The 23,685-nt window shown below is 69.2% G+C and carries 22 protein-coding genes and 2 pseudogenes; 16 read left to right on the top strand and 8 right to left on the bottom strand.

The window, feature by feature from the left end:
- Window positions 1-4: 4 nt before the first annotated feature.
- The 3 genes from H9L22_RS13965 to H9L22_RS13955 are packed head-to-tail and all read right to left on the bottom strand — an operon-like array spanning window position 5 to window position 2,321.
- Window positions 5-706 carry a hypothetical protein gene (locus tag H9L22_RS13965; RefSeq protein WP_187720453.1) on the bottom strand — a complete coding sequence of 234 codons (702 nt, stop codon included), beginning with the start codon at window positions 704-706 and terminating at the stop codon, window positions 5-7.
- Window positions 613-1,371 carry a metallophosphoesterase family protein gene (locus H9L22_RS13960; RefSeq protein ID WP_187720452.1) on the bottom strand — a complete coding sequence of 253 codons (759 nt, stop codon included), beginning with the start codon at window positions 1,369-1,371 and terminating at the stop codon, window positions 613-615. Before H9L22_RS13960 ends, H9L22_RS13965 begins: the two co-directional genes overlap by 94 nt.
- Window positions 1,368-2,321 carry a carbohydrate kinase family protein gene (locus H9L22_RS13955; protein WP_187720451.1) on the bottom strand — a complete coding sequence of 318 codons (954 nt, stop codon included), beginning with the start codon at window positions 2,319-2,321 and terminating at the stop codon, window positions 1,368-1,370. Before H9L22_RS13955 ends, H9L22_RS13960 begins: the two co-directional genes overlap by 4 nt.
- Before the next feature lie 103 nt (window positions 2,322-2,424).
- Here H9L22_RS13955 and H9L22_RS13950 point away from each other — a divergent pair, with 103 nt between their 5' ends.
- From H9L22_RS13950 to H9L22_RS13935, 4 genes are read left to right on the top strand one after another with little or no spacing between them, the layout of a single operon-like run.
- Window positions 2,425-3,084, top strand: coding sequence for an HAD family hydrolase (locus tag H9L22_RS13950; RefSeq protein WP_187720450.1), 660 nt, complete (start codon window positions 2,425-2,427; stop codon window positions 3,082-3,084).
- Window positions 3,081-4,613 (top strand): beta-N-acetylhexosaminidase, encoded by a 1,533-nt coding sequence (locus H9L22_RS13945; RefSeq protein ID WP_187720449.1) that lies wholly within the window; start codon window positions 3,081-3,083, stop codon window positions 4,611-4,613. Before H9L22_RS13950 ends, H9L22_RS13945 begins: the two co-directional genes overlap by 4 nt.
- Before the next feature lie 8 nt (window positions 4,614-4,621).
- Window positions 4,622-5,899 (top strand): glycoside hydrolase family 125 protein, encoded by a 1,278-nt coding sequence (locus H9L22_RS13940; protein WP_187720448.1) that lies wholly within the window; start codon window positions 4,622-4,624, stop codon window positions 5,897-5,899.
- Window positions 5,883-6,602 (top strand): MgtC/SapB family protein, encoded by a 720-nt coding sequence (locus H9L22_RS13935; RefSeq protein ID WP_226965874.1) that lies wholly within the window; start codon window positions 5,883-5,885, stop codon window positions 6,600-6,602. Before H9L22_RS13940 ends, H9L22_RS13935 begins: the two co-directional genes overlap by 17 nt.
- A 10-nt stretch (window positions 6,603-6,612) precedes the next feature.
- On the opposite strand, the gene H9L22_RS13930 is transcribed toward H9L22_RS13935, so the two are convergent.
- Together H9L22_RS13930 and H9L22_RS13925 are read right to left on the bottom strand one after the other, a co-directional pair.
- Window positions 6,613-6,900, bottom strand: a complete 288-nt coding sequence (locus H9L22_RS13930) for an MGMT family protein (protein ID WP_226965873.1) — start codon at window positions 6,898-6,900, stop codon at window positions 6,613-6,615.
- Window positions 6,897-8,084 (bottom strand): annotated as a pseudogene (locus H9L22_RS13925) (ISL3 family transposase); the annotation flags it as partial. The pseudogene H9L22_RS13925 and the gene H9L22_RS13930, both read right to left, overlap by 4 nt.
- Before the next feature lie 19 nt (window positions 8,085-8,103).
- Here H9L22_RS13925 and H9L22_RS19810 point away from each other — a divergent pair.
- Window positions 8,104-8,229: a hypothetical protein gene (locus tag H9L22_RS19810; RefSeq protein ID WP_264292465.1), complete on the top strand. Its 126-nt coding sequence runs from the start codon at window positions 8,104-8,106 to the stop codon at window positions 8,227-8,229.
- A gap of 70 nt (window positions 8,230-8,299) precedes the next feature.
- A pseudogene (locus H9L22_RS13920) lies at window positions 8,300-8,506 on the top strand (transposase); the annotation flags it as partial.
- A 115-nt stretch (window positions 8,507-8,621) separates the two neighbouring features.
- On the opposite strand, the gene H9L22_RS13915 reads toward H9L22_RS13920, so the two are convergent.
- A complete protein-coding gene (locus H9L22_RS13915; protein ID WP_187720446.1) occupies window positions 8,622-9,989 on the bottom strand; it encodes a tyrosine-type recombinase/integrase in 1,368 nt (455 codons plus the stop codon).
- Window positions 9,990-10,486: 497 nt separating this feature from the next.
- On the opposite strand from H9L22_RS13915, the gene H9L22_RS13910 reads away from it, so the two are divergent.
- On the top strand, window positions 10,487-11,083 hold the full coding sequence (locus H9L22_RS13910) for a hypothetical protein (RefSeq protein ID WP_187720445.1): 597 nt from the start codon (window positions 10,487-10,489) through the stop codon (window positions 11,081-11,083).
- Here the strand turns inward: H9L22_RS13910 and H9L22_RS13905 are convergent.
- A complete protein-coding gene (locus H9L22_RS13905) occupies window positions 11,074-11,577 on the bottom strand; it encodes a flavin reductase family protein (protein WP_187720444.1) in 504 nt (167 codons plus the stop codon). The two genes, H9L22_RS13910 and H9L22_RS13905, sit on opposite strands and share 10 nt — an antisense overlap.
- An 869-nt stretch (window positions 11,578-12,446) precedes the next feature.
- Here H9L22_RS13905 and H9L22_RS13900 point away from each other — a divergent pair.
- From H9L22_RS13900 to dgoD, 9 genes are all read left to right on the top strand, one after another.
- Window positions 12,447-13,517: an IS30 family transposase gene (locus tag H9L22_RS13900; RefSeq protein ID WP_226965780.1), complete on the top strand. Its 1,071-nt coding sequence runs from the start codon at window positions 12,447-12,449 to the stop codon at window positions 13,515-13,517.
- Window positions 13,514-15,907 carry a DUF5979 domain-containing protein gene (locus tag H9L22_RS13895; RefSeq protein ID WP_187720443.1) on the top strand — a complete coding sequence of 798 codons (2,394 nt, stop codon included), beginning with the start codon at window positions 13,514-13,516 and terminating at the stop codon, window positions 15,905-15,907. Before H9L22_RS13900 ends, H9L22_RS13895 begins: the two co-directional genes overlap by 4 nt.
- Before the next feature lie 26 nt (window positions 15,908-15,933).
- Window positions 15,934-16,401, top strand: a complete 468-nt coding sequence (locus H9L22_RS13890; RefSeq protein ID WP_187720442.1) for an MSCRAMM family protein — start codon at window positions 15,934-15,936, stop codon at window positions 16,399-16,401.
- Between the two features lie 124 nt (window positions 16,402-16,525).
- Window positions 16,526-18,058 carry a SpaH/EbpB family LPXTG-anchored major pilin gene (locus H9L22_RS13885; RefSeq protein WP_187720441.1) on the top strand — a complete coding sequence of 511 codons (1,533 nt, stop codon included), beginning with the start codon at window positions 16,526-16,528 and terminating at the stop codon, window positions 18,056-18,058.
- Window positions 18,059-18,196: 138 nt separating this feature from the next.
- On the top strand, window positions 18,197-19,060 hold the full coding sequence (locus H9L22_RS13880) for a class C sortase (RefSeq protein ID WP_187720440.1): 864 nt from the start codon (window positions 18,197-18,199) through the stop codon (window positions 19,058-19,060).
- A gap of 39 nt (window positions 19,061-19,099) precedes the next feature.
- The gene (locus H9L22_RS13875) at window positions 19,100-20,074 is read left to right on the top strand and encodes an aldo/keto reductase (RefSeq protein ID WP_187720439.1); all 975 of its coding nucleotides are present in this window, start codon (window positions 19,100-19,102) and stop codon (window positions 20,072-20,074) included.
- Window positions 20,075-20,086: 12 nt separating this feature from the next.
- Window positions 20,087-21,064 carry a nucleoside hydrolase gene (locus tag H9L22_RS13870; protein ID WP_187720438.1) on the top strand — a complete coding sequence of 326 codons (978 nt, stop codon included), beginning with the start codon at window positions 20,087-20,089 and terminating at the stop codon, window positions 21,062-21,064.
- 3 nt (window positions 21,065-21,067) lie between these two features.
- Complete coding sequence (locus H9L22_RS13865) at window positions 21,068-21,682, top strand: 2-dehydro-3-deoxy-6-phosphogalactonate aldolase (protein WP_187720437.1); 615 nt, start codon at window positions 21,068-21,070, stop codon at window positions 21,680-21,682.
- Complete coding sequence (dgoD, locus tag H9L22_RS13860; RefSeq protein WP_187720436.1) at window positions 21,679-22,827, top strand: galactonate dehydratase; 1,149 nt, start codon at window positions 21,679-21,681, stop codon at window positions 22,825-22,827. The genes H9L22_RS13865 and dgoD overlap by 4 nt, the downstream gene beginning before the upstream one ends.
- Window positions 22,828-22,858: 31 nt before the next feature.
- Here dgoD and H9L22_RS13855 read toward each other — a convergent pair whose 3' ends face one another.
- Window positions 22,859-23,665 (bottom strand): hypothetical protein, encoded by an 807-nt coding sequence (locus H9L22_RS13855; RefSeq protein ID WP_187720435.1) that lies wholly within the window; start codon window positions 23,663-23,665, stop codon window positions 22,859-22,861.
- Window positions 23,666-23,685: the final 20 nt, after the last annotated feature.

Here is a 23,685-nt window from a genome sequence, read left to right as displayed (position 1 = left end):
CCCGCTAACCCCACGCCCGCAGCCGCATCACCGTCCCGCGGAACGGGTCGGCCGGCACGCCCTCGTACTCGCCCCCGCCCAACCGCCAGCGCCAGGGCCCGTCCACCAGCCCCGCCCGGATGGCCGGGTTGATCCGGCCGACGGGGTCGCCGTCGATCCACACACCGCCCCGGTCGCCGTTGGCGATCACCAAGGTGACGGTGTCGCCGGGCGGATGCTCGTGCGAGGTGGCCCAAGCCTCGCCGTCGGCGGTGAAGGCCATCCAGCCCAGGAAGTTCTCGGACGAGAGGCTGACGGCCGCGAGCGGCTCGGGGGAGCCCGGGGCGGGGCCCAGCCGGCTCAACAGCACCTGCCACTCGCGGTGCATGACCGCGGGGAGCGTGGCCTCAACCTCGAGGACGTAGCGCCCCGGGAGCTCGAGACGGAACTCGCCGGGCTCCGCGCGCTCCAGGAGCAGCTCGAGGCCCTGGGCCTGCCACGGCGCGCGACGCCCTCCCAGCGCAGGCGGGAGGGAGAAGGCGAACTGATCCTCGGGGCGGCTCAGGTTCAGCCGCCGGCGGGCGGCCACCGAGCGGAGCACGTCGGGTCGGTGCAGCGACGGGCAGATGGAGATCACCTGGCAGACGCCCTCGTCGGGCAGGAACTCGTAGAGCCGCGCCGCGCCGGCGCCGCCGAACGGCAACTCCTGGTAGTTGACGGCGTGCACCTCGCGCCCCGCCCTGGTGAGGCGGGTGCTGGGCCATTCGTGCCCCCGATGACCAGGAAGACCTGGGGGTGCGGGTCGAGCAGCCCCTCGACCGCCCCGCCGTGCGTCGTCAAGGCCCCGTTCACGGCGATGTCGTGGCTGATGACGATGGTGGGCACGCTCGCGTGGGCCGCGAGCATGGAATCGGCCCAGCGGAGGCCCTCCGGCGATGGCCTCCAGTCGAGGGCGAGGACGGCCAGCTGGCCGTCCGGCAGGTTCACGCGCCGCCAGGACGAGTAGCCGCCGGGTCCGTGGCTCAGGTCGCCGACGTGGGCGCCGTCCAGCAGCCGGCACCCTGGGCCGAAGGCGCGCAGGAACGGGGTGTCGCCGCGCGTGTCGTCGGAATGGTGATCCACATCGTGGTTGCCGGTGGCGATGGTCATGCCGGGATCGCCGAGCACCCGCTGCCCCTCCGCCAGCGCGGTCAGGGCCTGCTGCACCTCGCCCGTCCAGCCGTGCTCCACCACGTCGCCGACGTGGACGACGTGGCGCACTGGCGAGACCGCGCCCGCGCGAACGAGGCCCTCCACGTGGCGGTACGTCTCGGTCAGCAGCTCGGGGGAGCTTCGATCCCCATCGAACAGATATTGGGTGTCGCCGAGGACGAGGAGGCTGAACGGCCTCACGCGAGAAGTCCGCGGACCAGGTCGAGCCGCCGATCGCCGCCCTGCCCCGCCAACTCGAGGAGTTGAGCACGGTCCGGCGGGGTGGCTGCGCCGCCCGGCGACGTCAGCACGGCGCTCACGATGAACGCGGTCAGGGTGACCCGTTCCTCCAACGAGTCGGTGCGGCCGTGGGCATACGCGAACGCTGCCAGGCTGGAGTCGCCGGCGCCGATCGTGCTGAGGGGGTCGACGGGGAAGGCCGGAACCACCGCTTCCTCCCCCGTTGTGGCATCCACCGCCACCATGCCGTCGGCCCCCCGGGTGACCACCACGAGGGGGACCCGACGCGACAGGGCGCGGGCGGCGGCCAGAGGGTCGTCCAGGCCCGTGAAGGCGCGCGCCTCGAGATCGTTGAGCATCCACACGTCGGTGGCGTCCAGCCCGCTCAGCGCCTCGTCGCCCCACCGCTCCGTGGGATCGAACCCGCGGGAGGCGAACACCGTCGCCCCCTCGGCGCGGGCGCGCTGGAGCCACGGCGCGGCCGGGTCGCGGAGGTCGACGATGATCGAACGAGCCGTGAAGGCGGTCCGCTCCAGGTGCCCAGCGACCTCCGTGGCCAGGGGATCCTCGACGGTCAGCATGGCGCGATCTTCTGGCAGCGACATCGCGACGGTCACGGGAAGGCGCCAGCCCGGGTGCTCGCGGCTCAGAGAGGTGTCGATTCCAGCGGCGGCCATGTCGGCGAGCAGCCGGCGGCTCGCGTCGTCGTCGCCGACCTCTGTCGCCAGGCCGGCGCGCATGCCCAGCGCGGCGCACACTCGGGCCATAGTCGCGATGCCGCCCCACATCTCGTGGAGGCCCCGCGCGTACCGCTCCTCGCCGGCCTGCGGTAGCGCGTCGACCCCGGTGAAGACCAGATCGCGATACGTCAGGCCGACGGTGAGGACATCGAGGCAGAGATGTGCGGACATGGGGCTGAATCTACCGTCGCGACCCACAAGTTGAGCAAATTCGCGCGGACTCGTCAGAAATGAGCATTCTGACTATGCTTGCCGTGACAACGCGCGGAGGATCATGACTGACTCACTCACCCCCCACCTGCCAGGCAGGGTGGCTGCCGTCCTGTTCGACATGGACAACACCCTCGTCGCCTCGGAGGACGCCTGGTTCGAGGCGGCCAGGCAGCTCTGGGACGAGGCCGGGGGCGACTCCACCGGCAAGGGCATCCTCGGAGGCACCGTCGACGACGTGGTCAACGAGTTCCTGCTGGACTTCCCGGACACCGACGCGGAGGAGCTGAGCCGCAGGCTCGTCGAACGCCTCGCCGGGGCGCTCGCCGAGGGCGTCCGCCCGACTCCCGGAGCGATCGAGCTCATCACCCGCTTGAGCGCCTACCTCCCCATCACCATCGCGTCCAACTCCCCGTCGGAGATCGTGCGCCAGGTGGTCGCCTCCCTGGGCTGGGGTCCGATGTTCACCGCCGCGCTGGGGACCGAGGATGTGGCCAACCCGAAGCCCGCCCCGGACCTCTACCTGGAGGCCGCCCGCCTGTGCGGGGTGGGAATCGCCGACTGCGTGGTCTTCGAGGACTCGCCGATGGGCGCCACGGCTGCTCGGCAGGCGGGAGCGTTCGTCGTGACCATCGGTCCGGAGGCCGCCGACCTCGGCGACCTCAACGTCGCCTCCTTGACGGACGCGCTCATCTCTTCCTGGAAGCCGGAGGTCATCGCATGAGGCTGCTCCCCACCCCCACGACGGTCGCCTGGGGCGAAGGCGGGTTCTCGCTTCCGAATCCGCTGCCCGTGAGGGGCGGCGGCCCGGCAGCGGAGACCCTGGCCGAGCGCCTCCTGATCGCGGCCGGTGTGCGCACCGTGGCGGGCGAGGGCAGCGGAGTCGCGTTCCGCGCCGATGACTCCCTCGCGCCCGAGTCGTACAGCCTGAGCGTGACCGATGACGGGGTCGAGATCTCCTCCGCGGACGACGCTGGCGCCGGGTGGGCGGTCCAGACGCTGCTCCAGCTGTTGCCGGTACAGGTCTACGGGCCCGGCCCCATGGAGCCGGCCGACCTGGTAGCTCCCGCCGTCGAGATCTACGATGAGCCGGCCTTCGCGTGGCGAGGCTCCCACATCGACGTGGCGCGCCACTTCCTGCCCATGGACGGACTGCTGCGTCACCTCGACGTGATGGCCGCCCACAAGCTCAACGTCCTGCACCTCCACCTCACCGACGACCAGGGCTGGCGCCTTCCCGTGACGAAATACCCGTTGCTCACGGAGACCGGCGCCGTACGGCCGGGCACGCTGCTCGGGCATCAGCCGCCGTGGGAGGGGCTCGACACCGACGACGTCGCCGAACACGACGGCCGCCCGCACGGCGGCCACTACACGGCCGAGGAGCTGCGCCGGCTCGTGGCGCGGGCGGGCCGTCTGGGGATCACCGTGATGCCCGAGGTGGACCTGCCCGGGCACACGGAGGCGGTGCTGGCCGCGTATCCGGAGCTAGGGGCCTGTGACCACGTGAGGCACCCTCGCACCGCGTTCGGCGTTTCGGAGCACGTCCTGCGGCTCTCCGACGAGGTCATCGAGTTCTGCAGGGACGTGCTGGACGCGGCGATGGAGTTGTTCCCCGGCTCGCCGATCCACATCGGTGGCGACGAGTGCCCCTCGGATCACTGGTTCACCGACCCCGTCTCGCGGGCCACGATGGCGCAGCACGGCCTTACCACCGGCGCCGAAGCGCAGGCGTGGTTCGAGCGGCAGATCTGCGCTCACGTGCTGGCCGCAGGGCGTCGCGTCGTCGCCTGGGACGAGGTGCTGGAGATGGGCGCGCCCGAGGGCACCACCGTCATGGTCTGGCGCCGGAAGGAGGCGATCGCCCAGGCCGCCGCCCAGGGGTTCGACGTGATCGCGGCGTCCGGCGAGTACACCTACCTCGACTACTCGCAGTACGAGGAGGGCCAGCCGCTGAGCATCGGCGGCCCCCTGCCGCTGGCGCGCTGCGCAGAGCTGGCCGACGAACTGCGCCTCGAACCGGGCTCCCAGGAGCACCTCCTCGGGGGGCAGTTCCAGCTCTGGACCGAGTACGTGCGCAACTGGGCCAGCGCGGAGTACCAGATGTGGCCACGAGGCAGCGCCGTGGCGCAGCAGCTGTGGGCGGGGCAGGCGGCGGAGTCCGGCTCGCTTCACGGCCTCGGCCGCCACCTGTCCCGGCTCACCGCGATGCAGGTCAACTGGTGCCGCCTGCCTTTCGTCACCGAGGAGTGAGGACGTCCATGCGCCCCGTCACCAACCGCATCGGCCCCGAGTTGCGCGCCGAGCTGTCCCGCTGGACTCAACTCGTCGCCGGTTCCCTCGGCGGCACCGCCGCCCGACGGTTCGAGGTCATGATGCTCGACACCTGGGGCACCACCATGACCCCCCGCCCCGACGGCGTCTTCGTCATCACGGGAGACATCCCCGCCATGTGGCTGAGGGACTCGTCCGCCCAGGTCCTGCCGTTCCTGCGGCTCGCCCACGTGCCTGAGGTGGCTGACGTGCTGCGCGGGGTCGTGGCCAAGCAGTGGTCCTGCATCGCGGTCGATCCCTACGCGAACGCCTTCAACGACGGCCCCACCGGCCGCCACTTCGACGCGGCGGACCTCGACCTCCACCCTGCGGTCTGGGAACGCAAGTATGAGATCGACTCGCTGGCCTTCGCCGTCGACCTCGCCCACCGGCTGTGGCGCGCGACGGGCGACGCGGCGCACCTGGGCGACGCGGTGCGCGCCGGATGCGGCGCCATCGTGGGGCTGTGGCGCCGAGAGCAGAGGCACTTCGAGCTGTCGGACTACAGGCATGTCCGCGATTCTGAGCCCGGCGACACGCTCGGCCCGGACGGCCGGGGGACCCCCGTCGGCTACACGGGCATGACCTGGAGCGGGTTCCGGCCGTCGGACGACGCGTGCGCCTTCGGCTACAACGTCCCCGCCCAGCTGATGGCCGTCCGCGCGCTGCGCCAGGTCGGGGAGTTCGCCGACCTCTGGGGGCTGGACCGACTCGGCGCGGAGGCGGCCGCGCTGGCGGCGGAGATCGCCGCGGGCGTGACCGAGCACGGCGTGCGGGATGGCCACTACCTGTACGAGGTGGACGGGCTGGGCGGCCGGCTGTTCATGGACGACGCGAACATGCCGTCCCTGCTGTCGCTGCCGCTGACCTCCGACGTGGCCGGGGACGACCCGCTCTATCTGGAGACGCGGCGCCGCGTGCTCAGCCCCGAGAACCCCTTCTACTACCGGGGCACTGCGGCGCGGGGCATCGGCAGCCCCCACACGCCGCCCCACTACGTGTGGCACATCGGCCTGGCCGTGCAGGGGCTCACCGGCGGGACCGACGAGGCCCATGCCTGCCTGGAGACCATCCTGGCGACGGACGGCGGCACGGGGTGGACCCACGAAGGGTTCCACGTGGACGATCCGGCCCGCTTCACCCGGCCCTGGTTCAGCTGGTCTAACTCCATGGCCTGCGAGCTGATGATGAGCCTGGCAGAACCCGGCCATGACGCGCACGCTTGAAACCATGCTCTTCGATTGGGATCAGGTACCCACGCAACTGGGCCTGGTCGGCCTGGCGTTCGTGCTGTGCATCCTCATCGGCTGGGAGCGCCAGTACTTCCACAAGGCGGCCGGCATCCGCACGCACGCGCTGGTGGGCCTCGGCAGCTCCGTCTTCACGATGATCTCCGTCGAGGGGTTCATCTACCTCGCGGAGTACCAGGTGACGCGCGATCCCTCCCGCATCGCCGCCCAGATCGTCACCGGCGTCGGCTTCCTCGGCGCGGGCGTCATCTTCGTCAACCGCGACGTCGTGCGCGGCCTCACGACGGCGGCCTCGATCTGGTTGGCCGCCGCCATCGGGATGGCGTGCGGAGCGGGCCTGCTGCCGCTGGCGGTGTTCGCGACGCTGCTGCACTTCGTCGCGGTGCTGGTGGTCGCCCCGCTGGGGAGGCTCTTGCCCCAAGCCGGAGAGCGAACGCTCATGGAGCTGACCTACGAGGACGGGCGCGGGGTGCTCCGGGACGTCCTGGCCGAGGCCACCGCCATGGGGTGTGAGACGACGCTGGTCGAGACTCGCGCCAAGACCTCCGACGGCCGCCGGCTCATCAAGGCGCGGATGCGATTCCGTAAGGGCCCGCCGCTGCGCGATGTCATGGCCCAGCTCTCGGAGATCCCCGGCGTGGTCGACATCGAGTTGGCCAACGCCCGCGACGAGTTGTAGTTAAGAGTAGTTAAGAGATGAACTCGCCCAGGGCATCGCCGAACAGGGCGGCCAGATAGCCCGGCTCCATCCGGTGCCTCTCGAAGTCGCATCGCCGCTCGGTGTGGGCGATGCCCTCCCGCCGCCACTGCTTGCGGGCCAGCGGCAGGAGATGGGCCGGCAGCTCGCCGTTGCGGTTCGTGACCCTCCACCAGCTCACCTCGCCGCCGCGCGTCGCCATGACGGTGCCCACGCGGCGCGGGCTGGTGTCGACGAGCAGCGCGATGTCGCCGTACGACACGACAAACCGGCTCTTCACAATCCAGGGTGTAGTTGGGGCCTGAATCCGCCGGCCTCGAGGAGTGCCCGGGCGATGTAGTTGGTCAGGTTGCGGAAGCCGAGGGCCAGGCCACGCAGATGCTCAAGGCGACCATTTACGGCTTCTGTGGGTCCGTTGCTGGTGCGCGGTCGGTCGAAGTAGGCCAGGACGTCCTCGGCCCGCTTGCCCGAGGCGCGGCCGAGCTTGCGTAGCTCGACCAACGCCTTGGGCACGCCGTCGGCGAGGGCGTTGATCACGGAGCTCATCTCGACGCGGCCAGCGGTCCGGTCGGGGTGCCGGTAGGCGGAGATGAGCCGCTGGTAGATGCCCCAGGTGCACTCGACCTGAATGTGCCGATCGCCGGCGAAGAGCGATTCGAGGCGCTCGTGCTGACGGTCGGTGAGCAGGTCGGCGCCGGTGTGCAGGGTCCGTCGCGCGGTGTAGAGAGGGTCGCCCTTGCGGCCGCGGTGGCCGTGCAGCTCCTGCTGGACGCGGCGGCGGCACTCGTTCAGCGCGCCGCCGGCGAGGCGGACGACGTGGAAGGGGTCCATCACCGAGACGGCCTGCGGCAGTTCCTCGGTGGAGGCGGTCTTGAAGCCGGCGAAGCCGTCCATCGCGACGACCTCGATCCCGTCGCGCCAGGTCTGGTCCTGCTCGGCCAGCCAGTCCTTGAACGCCTTCTTCGAGCGGCCGTCGAGCATCGCCAGCAGTCGAGAGGGGCCGGTGCCGTCGCGGACCGGCGTGAGGTCGATGACCACAGTGACGTACTTGTCACCCTTCCTCGTGTGCCGCCAGGCATGCTCATCGACCCCGACCACGCCGACGCCATCCAGGCGGGCCGGATCGGCGATAAGCAGGCGTTGTCCTTCGGCCAGGACCGCGTCGTTGGCCGTGTTCCAGGAGACGCCGAGCCCTTTGGCGACGCGGGCCATGGACAGGTGCTGGACGACGATGCCGACCAGCTCCCAGCGCAGCCCGGCGCGGGAGATCTTGGCCCGTGGCTCGGCCGCGGCAGTGGTGTCCTGACGCCACACGTGCGCGCACTCGGTGCACCGGTAGCGGCGCACGGTGAGCAGCAGCGTGGTGGGGCGCCACCCGAACGGCTCGTGCGCCAGCTCCCGTGTCACGGTGTCGCGCGGGGCGCGCTGGCAGCCGCACCGCCGGCACCAGTCATCCGGCTCGACCCATCCGAAAGACCTCGACGTGCCCGACGCTACCTTCACGCGCCCCGACCTGACCACCTTCACCCGTCTGGACGGCCTCGGTCTGGAGGTCACGGGCCAGCTGCTCGAGCCCGATCGCGCCGTGCTCGCCTGCCGGCTGGCGTAGGAACCTCCATCTTCGGAAGACCTCGACACCTACCTCCGGACCGACGCGCCAGCGCCGACTACACCCTCATCTGCGAAGAGCCATGAAACGGCGCCGCGATGACATCCTCGCGTTCTTCGACCACCCAGGCACCTCGAACGGCCCCACCGAAGCGATCAACGGATTGCTCGAACACCTCCGCGGCACAGCCCGAGGCTTCCGCAGCATCGTCAACTACGTCGCCAGATGCCTACTCGACGCTGGCGGGTTCAGACCCCTGATCCACTCACTTCTGTGAAGAGCCACTCTCACAGATGGCGGCAGGTGATGGGGTCGGAATTCGGACGGGCCTGGTGATGTGAAGGGGGGCCTCATGCTGAGCGCTTTCGCTGGGCTGTCGAGTGCGCTAGATCTTACGGTCGACCTTGCGTGCCCAAGAGACGGACCAGCGCCTCGGGGCTCAGTGTCGGGACCAGGACGGCAAGTTGGTCCGGGCTCATTGCGCTGACTGCAGCGGCCAACTGCTCGGCCGTCATCTCGTTGAGCAATACGGCGGTGTCCCTGCCTGCGGGCGCGGCTGCACTCGGCGTCCAGCCTGCCAGGTCACTGCATCGAAGCATCACGGGCCAGACCTGGCGTGGGTCGAGCACGGCGTAAGCGCCCTGGACCGCGGGTAGGCGGTGGCCCATGTACTGCTCGACTGCCAGCTCACCCATCCCGGCGCTCAGCAGGATGCGGCGGGCCCAGTGTCGGAGGTCGTACAGGCGTAGGCCGGGCATCCCTATGGACTCGCGGGCGCCGTTGAATCCTGACGGGGGTCGGACCTTTCCTCCTGTCCGATCGCGGCGCTGCTTGCCGGTGGTCCCGGCGACCTGCTGCGTCGTAGCGAAGGGGAGTGCCTCGTTGGTTGAGGGGAATATGAGCCCTTCGGCCCTCGGCTGGGAGAAGCGGTCAAGGTGGTCCTCCATGGCCGGCACGAGGTGCGGGGGCAACCAGACGTGGCGGATAGATTCGGGCGTCTTGGGCGTTCCTATCGTGTCGACGCGGATTCCGTCGGGAGTTCTGCTGCGGCTCACCGCGCGGGCAACGTGGATCCGCCAACAGGGTATGCCGTCGATGTAGCTGGTCTTGATGTCACGTCGTTGCAGGCCGAACGCTTCACCGGGGCGAAGGCCTGTCCAGGCGAGTAGGAGCACGAGCGCTTGCCACTGCTCGGGTTGCGTGGCGTCGGCGACTCTTTGGACGTCTTCGGGTGTCAGGTCGTTGATCATGGTGGCCCTGACGGTCTTCGGTGTTTGCAGCACGACGCGGGCGGCGTTGTCGATGTCCCATGGATTGGCGTCGAGCAGGCCGTCCTTCACGGCTGCCTTGTACACGGACTTGGCGAAGGCGTAGGCGTGGTGTCGGTATCGGGGTTTGTCTGCGAAGCGCTGCCACCATGCCTTGACGTCGGCACGGCTGACGTCGGCGAGCTGGCGCCCGGCGAAGTCTGCGAGGGGCCCTTCGAGATAGGAGTGATACTCCGACACGGTGCGTGGCGCCAGCGGTGTCCCGCGGGGTGTGGTCCGGTTCGCGATCCAGTCGCGGGCGTAGGCGCCGAAGGGTGTCGACGTCTCGGCCTCGCGCTGCGCTTGGGCCTCCTGCTCCTGTCGTCGGGTGGCCGGTGGGGTCCACTCTCCGCGGTCGATCAACGTCTGCTCGGAGCGGAGCCAGGCCCACGCGAGTTCTGGTGTACTGAATGTGTGGCCTGGGACGTGGCGCTGGTTCTGGCGCTCGTACATCGCCTTCCAGCGGTTGGCGCTCGGTTTGACTGAACCCAGGGTCGCCTTTCGATGGACCGCCATCACGCTCGCTTCCAGGGTCGGAATAGGGTCGGTTTCGGGTCCAGTGTAGCCCGTTGTGCCTGCTCTGCTGCGGGCTCCGAATCGCCAGCCATCGCCATCATCACACCTAGTGGGGGCGTGTCTTGCCAAGTCGGTCTACGTTTCCTGGTGTCTCGGGACGCTGAGTCTTGGTTCTGGTTCAAGTCCAGTTAGGCCCACCGAGGGGAGATCGAGTGCCGCACGCAGCGGAAGCCGCGGGCGGCCTTTCTGCTTTCTGAGGTCGTTGGGCCTGCCCCGTGGCCGAAAGTCGACCAAACCAGAGGTGCCGCGTGATCGGCCTGGTTCGACTGGTAGCGTGCACAGCACGGACGACGTGGTCCGTGGGTAGAGGTGTGGCCATGGATAGAAGCCGCCAGGGCGCAACGGTGCGTCTGTCCCCCAGTGGGAAGCGTGCGATGGTGCTGAGTGACGACGGGCAGTTGCTGCTCGTCGACGTCGAGGGCCGCGCCAAGTGGATCAAGGCACGTGATGCGCGCGTCGCCTCCGGGCCGCGCAATGTCACGTTCCTCACCGACACACTCCGCGCAGAACACGGCCAGCAGACGATCGGCGACTTCAAGCGGCTGCCGGGCCGGGACGGGGCCATGATCCGGGTGGGGGACTGGGTGACCGGCGACGTCATGCTCCCCCAGCTCCGTCCCACGGGGGTCGGTGCCGTGGCGGGATTCACTTCCGTCGACGGCTCGATCCGGGTCGAGGTGGGTGGGCCAGGGATGCCGGTGGACACTGTCGCCCTCGTCGACCTGACACGCGTGCTGCGCGGCGACGTCCTGGCGGGAGGCCCGTCCGCCCTCGAGTCGCTGGAGCCGCGTGATTTCCTGCCGTACCGGTGTCACGTGTGCGGGTGCCTGTCGGCCAAGGTCAACCCCCGCACCGGAGTCGCTGCCCGACACGTCGGCTCGACGGGCGCTCCGTGCCGGATGGAGGGACGGCGGCTGATCGACGAGGCCGAAGTGGCCGTCCAGAGCGCCGTCAACCCTCCTCAGCGGTAGTGGCCGTCCTGGTGTCGCAGGGGCGGGACGTCCTCGGCGAAGTCGATCCGTTCGATCACTGAACGCACCAGCAGGCCCCAGCCCGCGTGGGGCGGCTCTGCGTCGATCAGCCTGACCGCTGCCCAGGCCGCAGCGCCCTCCAACCGGGGGCCATGTGGGTCATCGGCCCAGGTTCCGGTCCTGAAGGGCCCGCCGGGCGACGGCGCCAGCCGGGCGAAGACGTCGGAGACCCACCCCTGACCGGGGCCGAGCACGTTGACGGTGGCCAGCCCCGTCCCGCGGAACAGCGGCCACCAGTCGCAGTCCTCGTCGACGAGCGCGACCAGTTCGGCGGGCTCGCCGTCGGCCACTAGGACCGACGAGATCGTCCAGCCGTCACGGCGCCCGTCGACGGCGCTCGTCCACACGGTGACAGGGGCCGGGAGTCTTCCGCGCAGGCGACGAGCCTGGTTCCGCAGCCCCGGCGGCGGCAGGAACGGATGGGCGGCGCTCACGGGCGCCCCTTCGTGCTCATGTCGTGAGCCTAGCGAACGGTTGACGGTGCCGATTTGGTCCCATTCTCAGCGCTGAATGTGTCCAAATGCCCCAGACTTGGGCGTATGTGCTTGACAGGCTCCTGCGGGGGCTGCTTAGCTACTCCCACTGGGGACCGGTGCGGGGGCATCGGCAGCCGATCTGGGGGGAGATCAGATGGCGTCCAAAGGTCTATTTGGCGTGCCTGCACGCCCGCGCCGATCCGCACGTGCGGTGGGGCAGGGCAGGCAGATGCATCGTCGTGCCACTGCTGCCGTGGTGGGTGCGCTGAGTTGCGCGCTCGTGCTGATGGGGGGCTTGGCGTCGGCGGATTCCGCAGCACCCACCCCGGATCCAGCTACTCCGGTGACCACGGCTGCTGAGCCGGAGGCGACTACACCGGTCGAGTCCTCGGATGAGGCGACCCCGAACGTGCCGGAGGCCACCGTAGGTTCCGAGCCGACCCCGCAGGAGTCCAATGAGGACGCCCAGCCAGAGGCTGAGGTAACGCCTGCCCCTGAAACCGTCGCTTCCGAGACTGAGTCGGCTCCGGAGTCGTCCGTCGAACCATCGGAGGATGAGAGCCTTCCCGCGGACAGGCCGACCTCGAAGACAGACGCGATCATGCCGCTGGCTGCTGGGCCGGATGGGGGAACGGCTCCGTATGTCCACTGGAGTGTCAGGGATACCGCCGGGAATCTGGTGCCCGGTGCCACCTTCCAGTTCTCGTATCGAAACCAATCCTGGTTCCAGTGGTCGTGGGCCCAGGGAGGCAACGCCAACCCGCTCAGCGACTGTACGGGCAGCTGCGGAAGCAATTCCCTCGACCGCGACAGGGCAGTGTCATACCGTGGAAGCAACACTGCAGGTTGATGAGAGGTTCTCCGGCGTGACGCAACGACGACCACTGACCGCCCACGACAGGGCCGAGATCTCCACAGGTCTGAAGGCCGGCTGGGGTATCCGACGGATCGCGGTCCACCTTGACCGGGCCCCGTCCGTCATCAGCCGTGAAGTCCGTCGTAACGCCACCAAGACCTGCGGCTACCGCGTGGTCCGAGCCGACGTCGAGGCCCAGCGCCGCCGCCGACGCCCCCAGACCCGCAAAATCGATGCCGACCCGGTACTGCGGGCCCGCGTGCTGGGCGACCTGAAACGATCCCGAACACCACGCCAGATCGCTGGACGGTTGCGTCTGGAGGCCACTGACCCCACTGTGGAGACCATGGTCCACTCCACACCCGCTGATGGTGCTCAGGTCTCCCATGAGGCGATCTACCGGTTCATCTACGCCCTCCCCAAGGGCGAGCTGGCCCGTAACTCGGTGATGCTCAGGTCCAAGCGCACCAGCCGTAAACCACGCTCAAAGGAAGGGCGCGGAGCGCCGATCGTCGCGATGGTCTCGATCGATGACCGGCCCGCTGACGTCCCCGAACGCAGGATCCCCGGCGCGTGGGAGGGAGACCTGATCATCGGTGCCCACGGCAAATCAGCGGCAGCCACGCTGGTTGAACGCGTCACCCGTTTCACAGTCATCTGCGGCCTTCCCGAAGGGAAGAAAGCCGTCGCGGTAGCCGACACGGTGGCCGAGCGGATGTGGCCCTTCCCTGAGGTACTACGAACCTCGCTGACCTGGGACCAGGGCACAGAGATGGCCGAGCATGCCCGGTTGACCGCTGCTGTGAACCTGCCTGTCTACTTCGCCCATCCCCGCTCGCCATGGGAACGGGGCACCAACGAAAACACCAACGGCCTGATCCGGGAGTACCTACCCAAGGGGACCTACATCACCAGCAACCAGGCCTACCTCGACGCGATCGCTGATGAACTCAACGACCGCCCCCGAGCATCCCTTGGCTTCTACACCCCAAGAGAAAAATTCGAAGCCCTCCTCGCAGCCGATGTTGCTTCGACGAATTGACACCGCCCAGGGAAGGCGGCGAATTCCTCCTCGAACACCGCGGAACGGCCAGGAATGACGGCAACCGCCTATCCACCAGTAGTAACTACCGGGTAACCCCCGTCAATCCGCCGGCGGGCTACATCTGGGCCAACGGCTCCACCGCCGCGCGCTCGATCGATGGGAACAACAACAGTGCCAATTGGTCGGCGGACGGCGGCACCCACGGCTTCGGGACCTTCGAGGTCCAGAAGGTCACCTATGTGCCGCAGTGCACCGCTGGATATGTGTACGGAATCACCGACAGCGGACAGATCAAGCAGGTTGCCCCCGGTGGGGTAGTCACCAACCTGGGCAGCGCCTCGGGATTGAGCAACGCGAACTTCAATGGGCTCGGGATCGGAACCGGAGGATCCGCTGTCTACGCCTACAGCCGCGGCGGTACGGGAAACAGCGACAGCGACGTCTCCATCTACAGGTACGACGTGGCCACCGGCAAATGGTCCGACACCAACCACAACGTGGACTCGAACACAGGCAGCCGGACTGTCACCTTCGTCGCGGGTGCCATCAACCTCGATACCGCAAAGTACTTCCTCGGCGGCTACAGCGGCACTGGCAACAACCGTGTCTTCCGGCTGTGGGAGTACGACCCGACCACCAACACCTCCACCTACAAGGGCTACATCAGCGCGACGGGCGATGGCGCAGCCAATGGCGACATCGCGTTCAACTCGAACGGCGACCTGTTCGTCGTGCGCGGCGCCGGATCGACCACGACGATCTACAGCGTCACAGCAGCCGCCCTGGCCGCTGCCAACGGTGGCCTGATCGCCTCGTCGGCCGCCAACGCGGTCAGCGGCACCACCGACGACGTCAATGGGGTCGCCTTCGATTCGGACGGTAAGGGTTTCCTCAGCTCGAGCGGGACTGTCCAGAAGTACGACATGCCGGGATGGACGGGCCGGACTGACGTGACGACCTCGCTAGGGGGAAGCAATGACCTGGCCTCCTGCGGGTCACCCCCGACCATCACCATCCAGAAGGTGGTCGAGGGCGGACGCGTCAACAGTGCTGACCAGTTCATTCTCACGCTCAAGCAGGGGACGACGACCATCGGGACCGCAACCACCAGCGGCAGCAGCACCGGGGTTCAGAGTCAGCAGATCGGACCGCTGCCCACGGTCAGGAACGTGGACCTCACCTTCTCGGAGGCGGGCACTTCAGGAGCAAACCTGGCCAACTACGTCTCGAGTTACCGCTGCCTCGTGGACGGCGTTCAGCAGACCCAGGGAGATGGCACGTCGGGCACCATCCGGATCCCGGCGGGTGGCCAAGTGGTCAACTGCCAGTTCTACAACTCCCCTCTGATCGCGAAGGTGACCATTCATAAGGATGTCACTGACTCTGCCGGCGCCAACCCGACTGCCCGTCAGGGCTGGACCGTTGGAGCCACGGCCACCGCAACCACCGGCACGGTGTCCAGCACACCTAGCGCCGCCACACAGCAGACCAATGCCACCGGCAACGCCTCCTGGGACTTCAAGTTCAGCGGCAAGACAGCTGTGGCAACGATCAACGTGGCGGAGACGATGGGATCGGGCTACGAGTTCCTGAGCGGCCAGTGCACCGTGACACACCTCAATGGCACGACTGTGAGCACGACGCTCACGGGACCAAATGCCACGGGCCTCGCAGGGATCGTGCCGGGCGACCAGGTGAAGTGCACCTACGTGAACAAGCCTTCCGTGGCGACTCTCGCCATCACTAAGGCCTTCGACACCACCGTGCCCACCGGCTCCGGGACCTCGGCTGTGTTCAGCGGCGCCTATACCTGCACCCTGAACAACGCCACCGTCGCCTCTGGCACGTGGAGCAGCACCGGGGCAGGGGCGGCCACGCTGAACCCGGCGGCCGGATTGCCCGCAGCGGACAAGATCCCGGCCGGAGCAAGCTGCTCCGCCACCGAGACGCAACTCACTGGGAGTGACGGGCTCCCGAACAGTTCGTGGGAGTGGGGAACCGCGACCATCGAGCCATCGGCGGTGACGCTGACCAGCGGCCAGACGGGCACCATCACGGTGACCAACACCGCCAAGCGGGTCTTCGGCCTCATTCAGATCACCAAGATCGTGCCGGAGGGCAGCCTCGTCGACTCGGATCGGACGTTCACCGGCGGGTGGAGCTGCACGTTGGGTTCTGAGACGGTGACCGGTAACTGGGGTCCGCTTGAGGCGGGAGCCACCTGGGCTGCCACTGCGGAGAACCAGATCCCGCTTGGCGCCACCTGCACTGCTACCGAGACCCGCAGCGGTGAGCCCGTCAGTGACGGCTCGCACGTGTGGGACGGCGACCCGGTCATCTCCGGGGAGTCGCGGCAGTCACGGATCTCACTGGCGAGGCTGCCCTGATCATCGTCACCAACACGACCAAGCCGGTGCTCGGCAGCGTCGCATGGGCCAAGGTGGCCAAGGGTGGGCAGACCCCACTCCAGGGCTCCGAGTGGAAGATCGTCGGGCCTGACCCGTCAAGCACCGAGTTGGTCGTGATCGACTGTGTCACGGCCGATGCCGCGCAGTGCACCGGTCCGGACAAGGATCCGGCCGCAGGGAAGTTCCTGGTGAAGGAGCTCGCCTGGGGTAAGTACTCCCTGATCGAGACCGCGGCACCTCCTGGCTACGTGCGGAATGCGACTGAGGTCGAGTTCACAGTGGGTCGCCCCAGTGGGAACGACGCCATGCTCGCATGGAACCTCGGCAGCATCGAGAACGTGCAGCGCACCGGCCCAGTGCTTCCGCTCACCGGCGGCCTCGGACGGGACCAGATCATGATCATCGGGGCACTGATGGCCCTGCTCGCTGTTGCGGGTTTCGGAGCCAGACGGTTCCGGGCTCAAAACTCCTGACCTACCTCAACAACACAATCGCGGCGCGTCAGCGCGGCCGCGTCTACCCGCCGTACCCATAGGACGGCGAAACAACCAAGAACCTGACCGGCCGATCGGCCGTAGGAGAGAAAGAAGGAACGGCATGTTCGAGAACACATCGCTTCGGCGACTCGCAGCCGGCGTGGGGGCTATCGCTCTGGCGGCGGCAGGATTACTGGGGGGCGTCGCATACGCGGATCCCGGCCCGGGCCAGGAGGGCGCCCCCGATCAGGGGTCGATCATCGTCCACAAGCGCGTCGGGACGGAGGGCACGCGCGGGAACGGCACGCTGCTGGACCCGGCTCCCGGCACCGCACTTCCGGGGGTCGAGTTCACCGTCCAGCGCGTGGGCGTGTGGACGGGCGGCGCCTGTGTCGCCATCGACCTGACCACGAACGCCGGCTGGACCGCAGCCCAGCTCGCGGTGGGGCCGAACCCCGGCGCTCCGGCGACATCGGCCGAGGAGGGCAAGCTCTGCGCCGCTGGCTCGGCTGTCTCCAAGACGACTGATGTCTCGGGTGAAGCGACCTTCGACGCCCTGGCCCTCGGCCTCTACTACGTCACCGAGACGAACGCCCCGGCGAACGTCATCGATCGGGCCCTGCCGTTCTACGTCACCATCCCGTTCGCGAGCAAGCAGGGGGCCAGCGAGACGGCTCCCACGGACTGGCTCTACAACGTCAACGTCTACCCGAAGAACGCCACGGCCGACAAGCCGACCAAGACCATCGGACTCGATCAGGTTGATCTGGTTGTGGATGCCGACATCACGTGGACCATTGCGCAGACGATCCCGACCCTCTCGGGCGTCGGGTCGACCTTCACCGAGGCGTCGATCGTCGATCAGCTCGACCCGCGCCTCACCTACAAGAGCGGGGCCCCGGTCATCGAGAACGTCACCGGCGACCAGCTTGTCGCCGCCGACTACGCCTTCACCAACGTCAACGGCAAGCTGACCTGGGTTCTCAGCGAGTCCGGCCTCTCCAAGCTCAAGGCCAACCAGGGCAAGAAGCTCTCCGTGGAGCTGGTGACCACCGTGACCAGCGTCGCTGCGGACAACACCACCGCCGGCACGATCACCAACGACGCCACCGTCAGCTTCAACGACAAGCCGCAGACCACCGAGACGGAGCCCTACTCCTACTGGGGCAACCTGACGGTTACGAAGCAGGACGTCAGCTCCAAGGCCAAGCTGGCCGGCGCCGAGTTCAAGGTGTTCGCCCAGGTCGAAGGGCTCTGCCCGGCTGACATGCCCACCTCCGGGGCGATCGCCACCGGTACCTCGGGCACCGACGGCGTCGTCAAGTGGGACAGTGCCACTCCGGCCGAGTCGCCGCTCGGCCTGTTCATCGCCAACTCCGCCACCCCGATCGCCAACCCGACTCGCAACTACTGCCTCTACGAGTCGGTCGCCCCGGTCGGCTACGTCGCCAACGCCGCGCCGCAGACGGTGACCATCACCACGGCCGACAACGCCAGTCTCGCCGTGACCGTTGATAACACCAAGCAGACGGTCCCCGGTCTGCCGCTGACCGGCGGCGTCGGCACCGCCGTCTTCGGCGCCACCGGCCTCGTCCTGGTCCTCGGCGCGATCGCGGGCGGCACCGCCCTGCGTCGCCGTCAGTCGGCCAACTGACCGGAAACCGCCACGAGGAGGGGGGAGGGGCGACGAGCGCCCCTCCCCACCACCCCGCGCAAAGGATGACGTGACCGCACCCACAAACCTCCGGTTTGCCCCCTGCCGGAGAACCCCGACCAACGCCTCGGCTGGCGCATGCCCTGGGCCACCGCGGCCCTGGCGTTGGTCGGTCTTGTGGGTGTGCTCGTCATGCTCTACCCCAGCACCGCAAGCTGGGTGGCCCAGTACAACCAGTCCAAGATCATCGTCGACATCGACAGGGCAGTCGATGAGCAGCCGCTCAACCGTCTCGACGAGGCGATCGCCCGCGCCCGCGAGTACAACGCAGCTCTCACCGGCGGGGCCCTGGTCGCGCCCGGCAGCAACGTCCCGACGGGAGAGGGCACCGTCGAGGGCAACCTTGACTACTACGCCATGCTCGACGCCGGAAACTCGATGATGGCCCGGCTCCGCATCGACTCCATCCAGGTCGACCTTCCCATCTACCACGGCACCACCGACGCCGTCCTCGAAAAGGGCGTCGGCCACCTGCAGGGCACATCGCTGCCCGTGGGAGGCGAGTCGCAGCACTCCGTCCTGACGGCGCACCGGGGCCTCCCGTCCGCGAAGATGTTCGACGACCTCGGCAAGGTGAAGCTGGGTGAGACGTTCACCATCGAGGTGTTCGGCGAGGTCTTCACCTATCAGGTCATCGAGACGCAGACCATCGAACCCCAGGAGACGCAGGCCCTCGTGCCGCGCTTCGGCGAGGATCTGGTCACGCTCGTCACCTGCACCCCGCTCGGCATCAACACCCACCGTTACCTTGTCACCGGCGAACGGGTCACGCCCACACCCATCGCCGACGTGGAGCGCGCCGGCTCCCGCCCGGAGATCCCCGGGTTCCCCTGGTGGGCCCTCGGCGTCGGCGGCGCCCTCGTCGCGTTCGGCGTAGTCGTCGCGCAGTCCGGCAGGCAGAAGCCATGGGCCGGTCCCCGGAGGGCGGCCCGGACCCGGTAGCGTGATGGCTGACCACCTCCAACGACGAAGGACGCAGCCATGCAGTACACCCACCTCGGCCGGACCGGCGCGAAGGTCTCGCGCCTCGTACTGGGAACCATGAACTTCGGCCCCGAAACCTCGGAGGCTGACTCGCACGCCATCATGAGCCGGGCCCTCGACGCGGGCATCAACTTCTTCGACACGGCCAACGCCTACGGCGGCGCCGGGCGTCGCGGCTACACCGAGGAGATCATCGGCCGCTGGTTCGCCACGACCGGTCGCCGCGACGACGTCGTCCTGGCCACGAAGGTGTTCGGCTGGATGACGTCGGCCGACCGCCCCAACGACGGCGGCCTCTCCGCCCTGGCGGTGCGACGCGAGGTCCGCGCCTCGCTGGCCCGCCTCCAGACCGACGTCATCGACCTCTACCAGATGCACCACATCGACCGCGCCACACCGTGGGACGAGGTGTGGCAGTCGATGGACCGCCTCGTGCAGGCGGGCGACATCGTATACGTCGGCTCCTCGAACTTCGCCGGCTGGCACATCGCCGCCGCCAGCGAGACGGCCATGGCCCGCGGCTCGTTGGGCCTTGTCAGCGAGCAGTCGCTGTACAACCTGACGGAGCGCACCGTCGAGCTCGAGGTCCTGCCCGCGGCCCGCGAGTACGGCCTCGGCGTCATCCCCTGGTCGCCGCTCGGTGGCGGGCTGCTCGGCGGCGTCCTCCGCAAGCTCGAGACCGGGCGCCGCGCGTCGGCCGACATGCTCAGCAAGATCGAGGCCCGGCGTCCCCAGCTCGAGGCGTGGGAGGCGTTCTGCGACGAGCTCGGGGAGAAGCCCGGCGACGTCGCGCTGGCCTGGCTCCTCCACCAGGACGGCGTCACCGGCCCCATCATCGGACCCCGCACCATGGAGCAGCTCGAGTCGGCCCTGCACGCCGTCGAGATCGAACTCGACGACGCTGCTCTGGCCCGGCTCGACGAGATCTTCCCCGGCCCGGGCGGCGCCGCGCCCGAGGCCTACGCGTGGTGAGGCGGTAGACCGATGCCGACCCCGGCACTCCCCGTCATCCTCGACACCGACCTGGCCATGGGGGTGCCGGGCTCCGACATCGACGACGGGTTCGCGCTCGCTCTGGCCCTCGCCGACCCGGGGCTCGACCTGGTCGCCGTCACCTGCGTGGGCGGCAACGCCGACGTCGAGAGCGCCGTCCTGCTCGCCAAGGAACTCCTCGAGCTCCTCGACCGCAGGCACGTCCCCGTCCACCGAGGTGCCGCGGCTCCGCTGTGCCATCCCGAACTGCGCCGGGGCGCGCCTGAGCAGATCCGGGCCGCCTTCGGGCGCCACGAGGCCGATCCTGGGCCCGCGGCAGCGCGGATCGCCGAACTGGTGTCAGAACGCCCGGGCGAGATCACCATCGTCGCGATCGGCCCGCTCACGAACCTGGCGGCGGCCATCAGCCTGAACCCGGACCTGCCCACGCAGGTCCGGGAGGTCGTGATCATGGGCGGCGTCTACTTCGGGCACACCCACGAACTGCGCCGCCCCGGCGAGTTCAACTTCCTCATCGACCCGGAGGCGGCCAACGCGGTCCTCCGCTCCGGGGCACCGATCCGGCTCGTGGGGCTCGACGTGACGTCCAGGGTGCGGCTCACCCGCGCCGAGGCGGAGGCTATGGCGGCCGAGGGGCGCGGGTTCCAGCGCTTCGCCGGCCGCTACACCACCGCCTGGATAGACCACCTCGCCGAGCGTCATCCCAGTGCCCTGGGGGCCGGAGAGTCCTGTGCCCTGCACGATCCGCTTGCGGTCGCCGTCGTCACCCGACCCGACCTGGTGGACTGGGTTCCGGCCCATGTCACGGTGCTCGACGGCACCTCCGTGGGCCGCGGCGCCGCGATCACCGACCTGCTCGGCGCTCCCGATCCGCCGTCGCCGAACGCCCGCGTCGCCCGTGCCGTCGACGCGGAGGGTTTCCGCGACCACTTCTTCTCCACCAGCCGCGCCCTCGACGCCAAGGACTGATCCATGCAGCCACCACCGGGCTTCCGTCTCGTCGCCATCCTGCGGGGCATCACTCCCGCCGAGGCGCCCGCCATCGCCGCAGCCCTCCTGGAGGCGGGGATCCGGGAGGTCGAGGTGCCGCTCAACTCGCCCGATCCGTTCTCCTCCATCGGCCTGATCCGCGAGGTACTGCCCGACGACTGCCGCGTCGGCGCCGGCACGGTGCTCGACGTGGCCCAGGTCGACGCGTGCGGCGCGGCCGGTGGGACGCTGATCGTCTCCCCCAACCTGAACCCCACCGTCGTCGCCCGGGCGCTCGAGCTCGGGCTCGAACCGATCCCCGGCGTCGCCACCCCCACGGAAGCGTTCGCCGCCCTGGCGGCCGGCGCCCGCAGCATCAAGGCCTTCCCCGGCGAGACCATCGGCCCTGCCGGGCTGAAAGCGTGGAAGGCCGTGCTGCCCCCGGAGGCGGCCGTGCTCGCCGTCGGCGGCGTCGCCGTCGACAACCTCGACGCCTGGCGCTCTGCCGGCGCCGCCGGCGTCGGGATCGGCGGCGGCCTCTACCGCCCCGGCGACGACGCCGACCAGGTGCGTCGCCGCGCCATCGGCCTCGTCACCGCTGCAGGAGGCCTCCAGTGAAGATCGTCAAACTCACCACCTATCTCGTCCCGCCCCGCTGGTGCTTCCTGCGGATCGAGACCGACGACGGCGTCGTCGGCTGGGGCGAACCCGTCGTCGAGGGCCGCGCAGCGACCGTCGCCGCCGCCGTCGAGGAGCTGTCCGACTACCTGATCGGGCAGGATCCGCGCCGCATCAACGACCTGTGGCAGGTCATGTACCGGGGCGGCTTCTACCGCGGCGGCCCCATCCTCATGAGCGCGATCGCCGGGATCGACCAGGCACTGTGGGACATCAAGGGCAAGGCGCTGGGCCTGCCGGTGCACGACCTGCTCGGCGGCCGGGTCCGTGACCGGATCGGCGTCTACTCGTGGATCGGGGGTGACCGGCCCTCCGACACCGCCGATGCCGCCCGCGGCGCCGTCGAGCGGGGCTTCCGCGCCGTCAAGATGAACGGCACGGAGGAGATGGCCTACATCGACACCCGTGACAAGGTCGCCCACGCGGCGGAGAACGTCGCCGCCGTCCGGGAGGCCGTCGGCGGCAACGTCGGCATCGGCGTCGACTTCCACGGCCGCGTCCACCGCCCCATGGTCAAGCCGCTGCTGCGGGCGCTCGAACCCTACGACCTCATGTTCGTCGAGGAGCCGGTGCTCACCGAGAACCTCGGACCCTCGCTGGACGTGCTGCGCGGCGCCCCCATGCCCATCGCGCTGGGCGAGCGGAAGTACTCCCGCTGGGACTTCCGCGACATCCTCGCCCTCGGCGTCGTCGACATCCTCCAGCCCGACCCGTGCCACTCGGGCGGGATCACGGAGACGGTGAAGATCGCCGCGATGGCGGAGGCCCACGACGTCGCCATTGCCCTGCACTGCCCGCTCGGCCCCATCGCCCTGGCCACCTGCCTACAGATCGACGCCGTCAGCCACAACGCCGCCATCCAGGAGCAGAGCCTCGGCATCCAGTACAACACCAACAACGACCTGCTCGACTACCTGGTCGACCCGTCCGTGTTCGCCTACAGCGACGGCGCCGTCGACATCCCGCTGGGGCCCGGGCTGGGCATTGAGATCGACGAGGAGTACGTCGCCGAGCGGGCGAAGGAGGGGCACCGGTGGCGCAACCCGATCTGGCGGCACGCCGACGGGTCGGTCGCGGAGTGGTGATTCCGCACCTCCTGGCCTAGGCCGGTCACACCTAGGACAGCGGTGGGCGGGCGGCCGTCTGCTCGTCGACGACGGCGCGCACCACCTCCGCATCCTCCTCGATGGCCTGCGTCGCTGCCCGCAGGGCGTCGATGCCTCGCGGTGGGACCGGGTCGAGCAGGTCCGCGGTCGACGTCGCGGCATCGAGTTCACGCTTCGCGGTGTCCAAGCTCGCCAGTGAGCGACGCATGCTGCGCAACTCGCTGCGGATCGTGGCGACCTGCCCGTCCGTGGTCGGGAAGTGAGCAGCGGTGTCGCGGAGCGCGGCGATGACCCCCGCCTTCTCGTGAACGGAGCTCGCCTCGGCAGCCCGCCAGGCGGCGTCCAGCTCAGCGACCAGGTCGACCGCCCCGGCAGGGTCGACGTCGAAGCTGATGACGGGGTCGATGGCCGCGGCGATGAGCTCGTCGTTGCCGGTGGCGACGAGTGCGCCGACCGCTCTCCCTGCGTCCAGGCGTCGGGCGGTCGTCGCGCGCGCAGCGAGCGGCCGGGCGAGGAACGCGCCTGCGACCCCGGCGCCGACGCCGAGAAGAAGCGGCCAGAAGGCGGGGGCCCCGCTGCTGACGCCGATCGCCGTCGCGATGATCGGTGCGCCCACGCCGAAGACGGCCTCCTCCCAGCTGCGTGGCCAGGTCAGCGGGCTGTGCTCGACGCGGGCCAGGTAGTCGGCGGCCGGGGTGGACTTCGAGTGATACACGGAGACCGGTCTCCCGGTATCGGTGCGGTGGACGACCGTTCCCCAGGGATGACGGACGGTGCGGAAGGCGCCACCCTGGGCCGGTACGACGCTGTTGTCCATGTCGTGACCTTACTAGTGGG

Origin of the sequence: Tessaracoccus defluvii, from assembly GCF_014489575.1 — a bacterium.
Taxonomy (GTDB): domain Bacteria; phylum Actinomycetota; class Actinomycetes; order Propionibacteriales; family Propionibacteriaceae; genus Arachnia; species Arachnia defluvii.
This window is presented reverse-complemented; position numbering and strand designations above follow the sequence as displayed.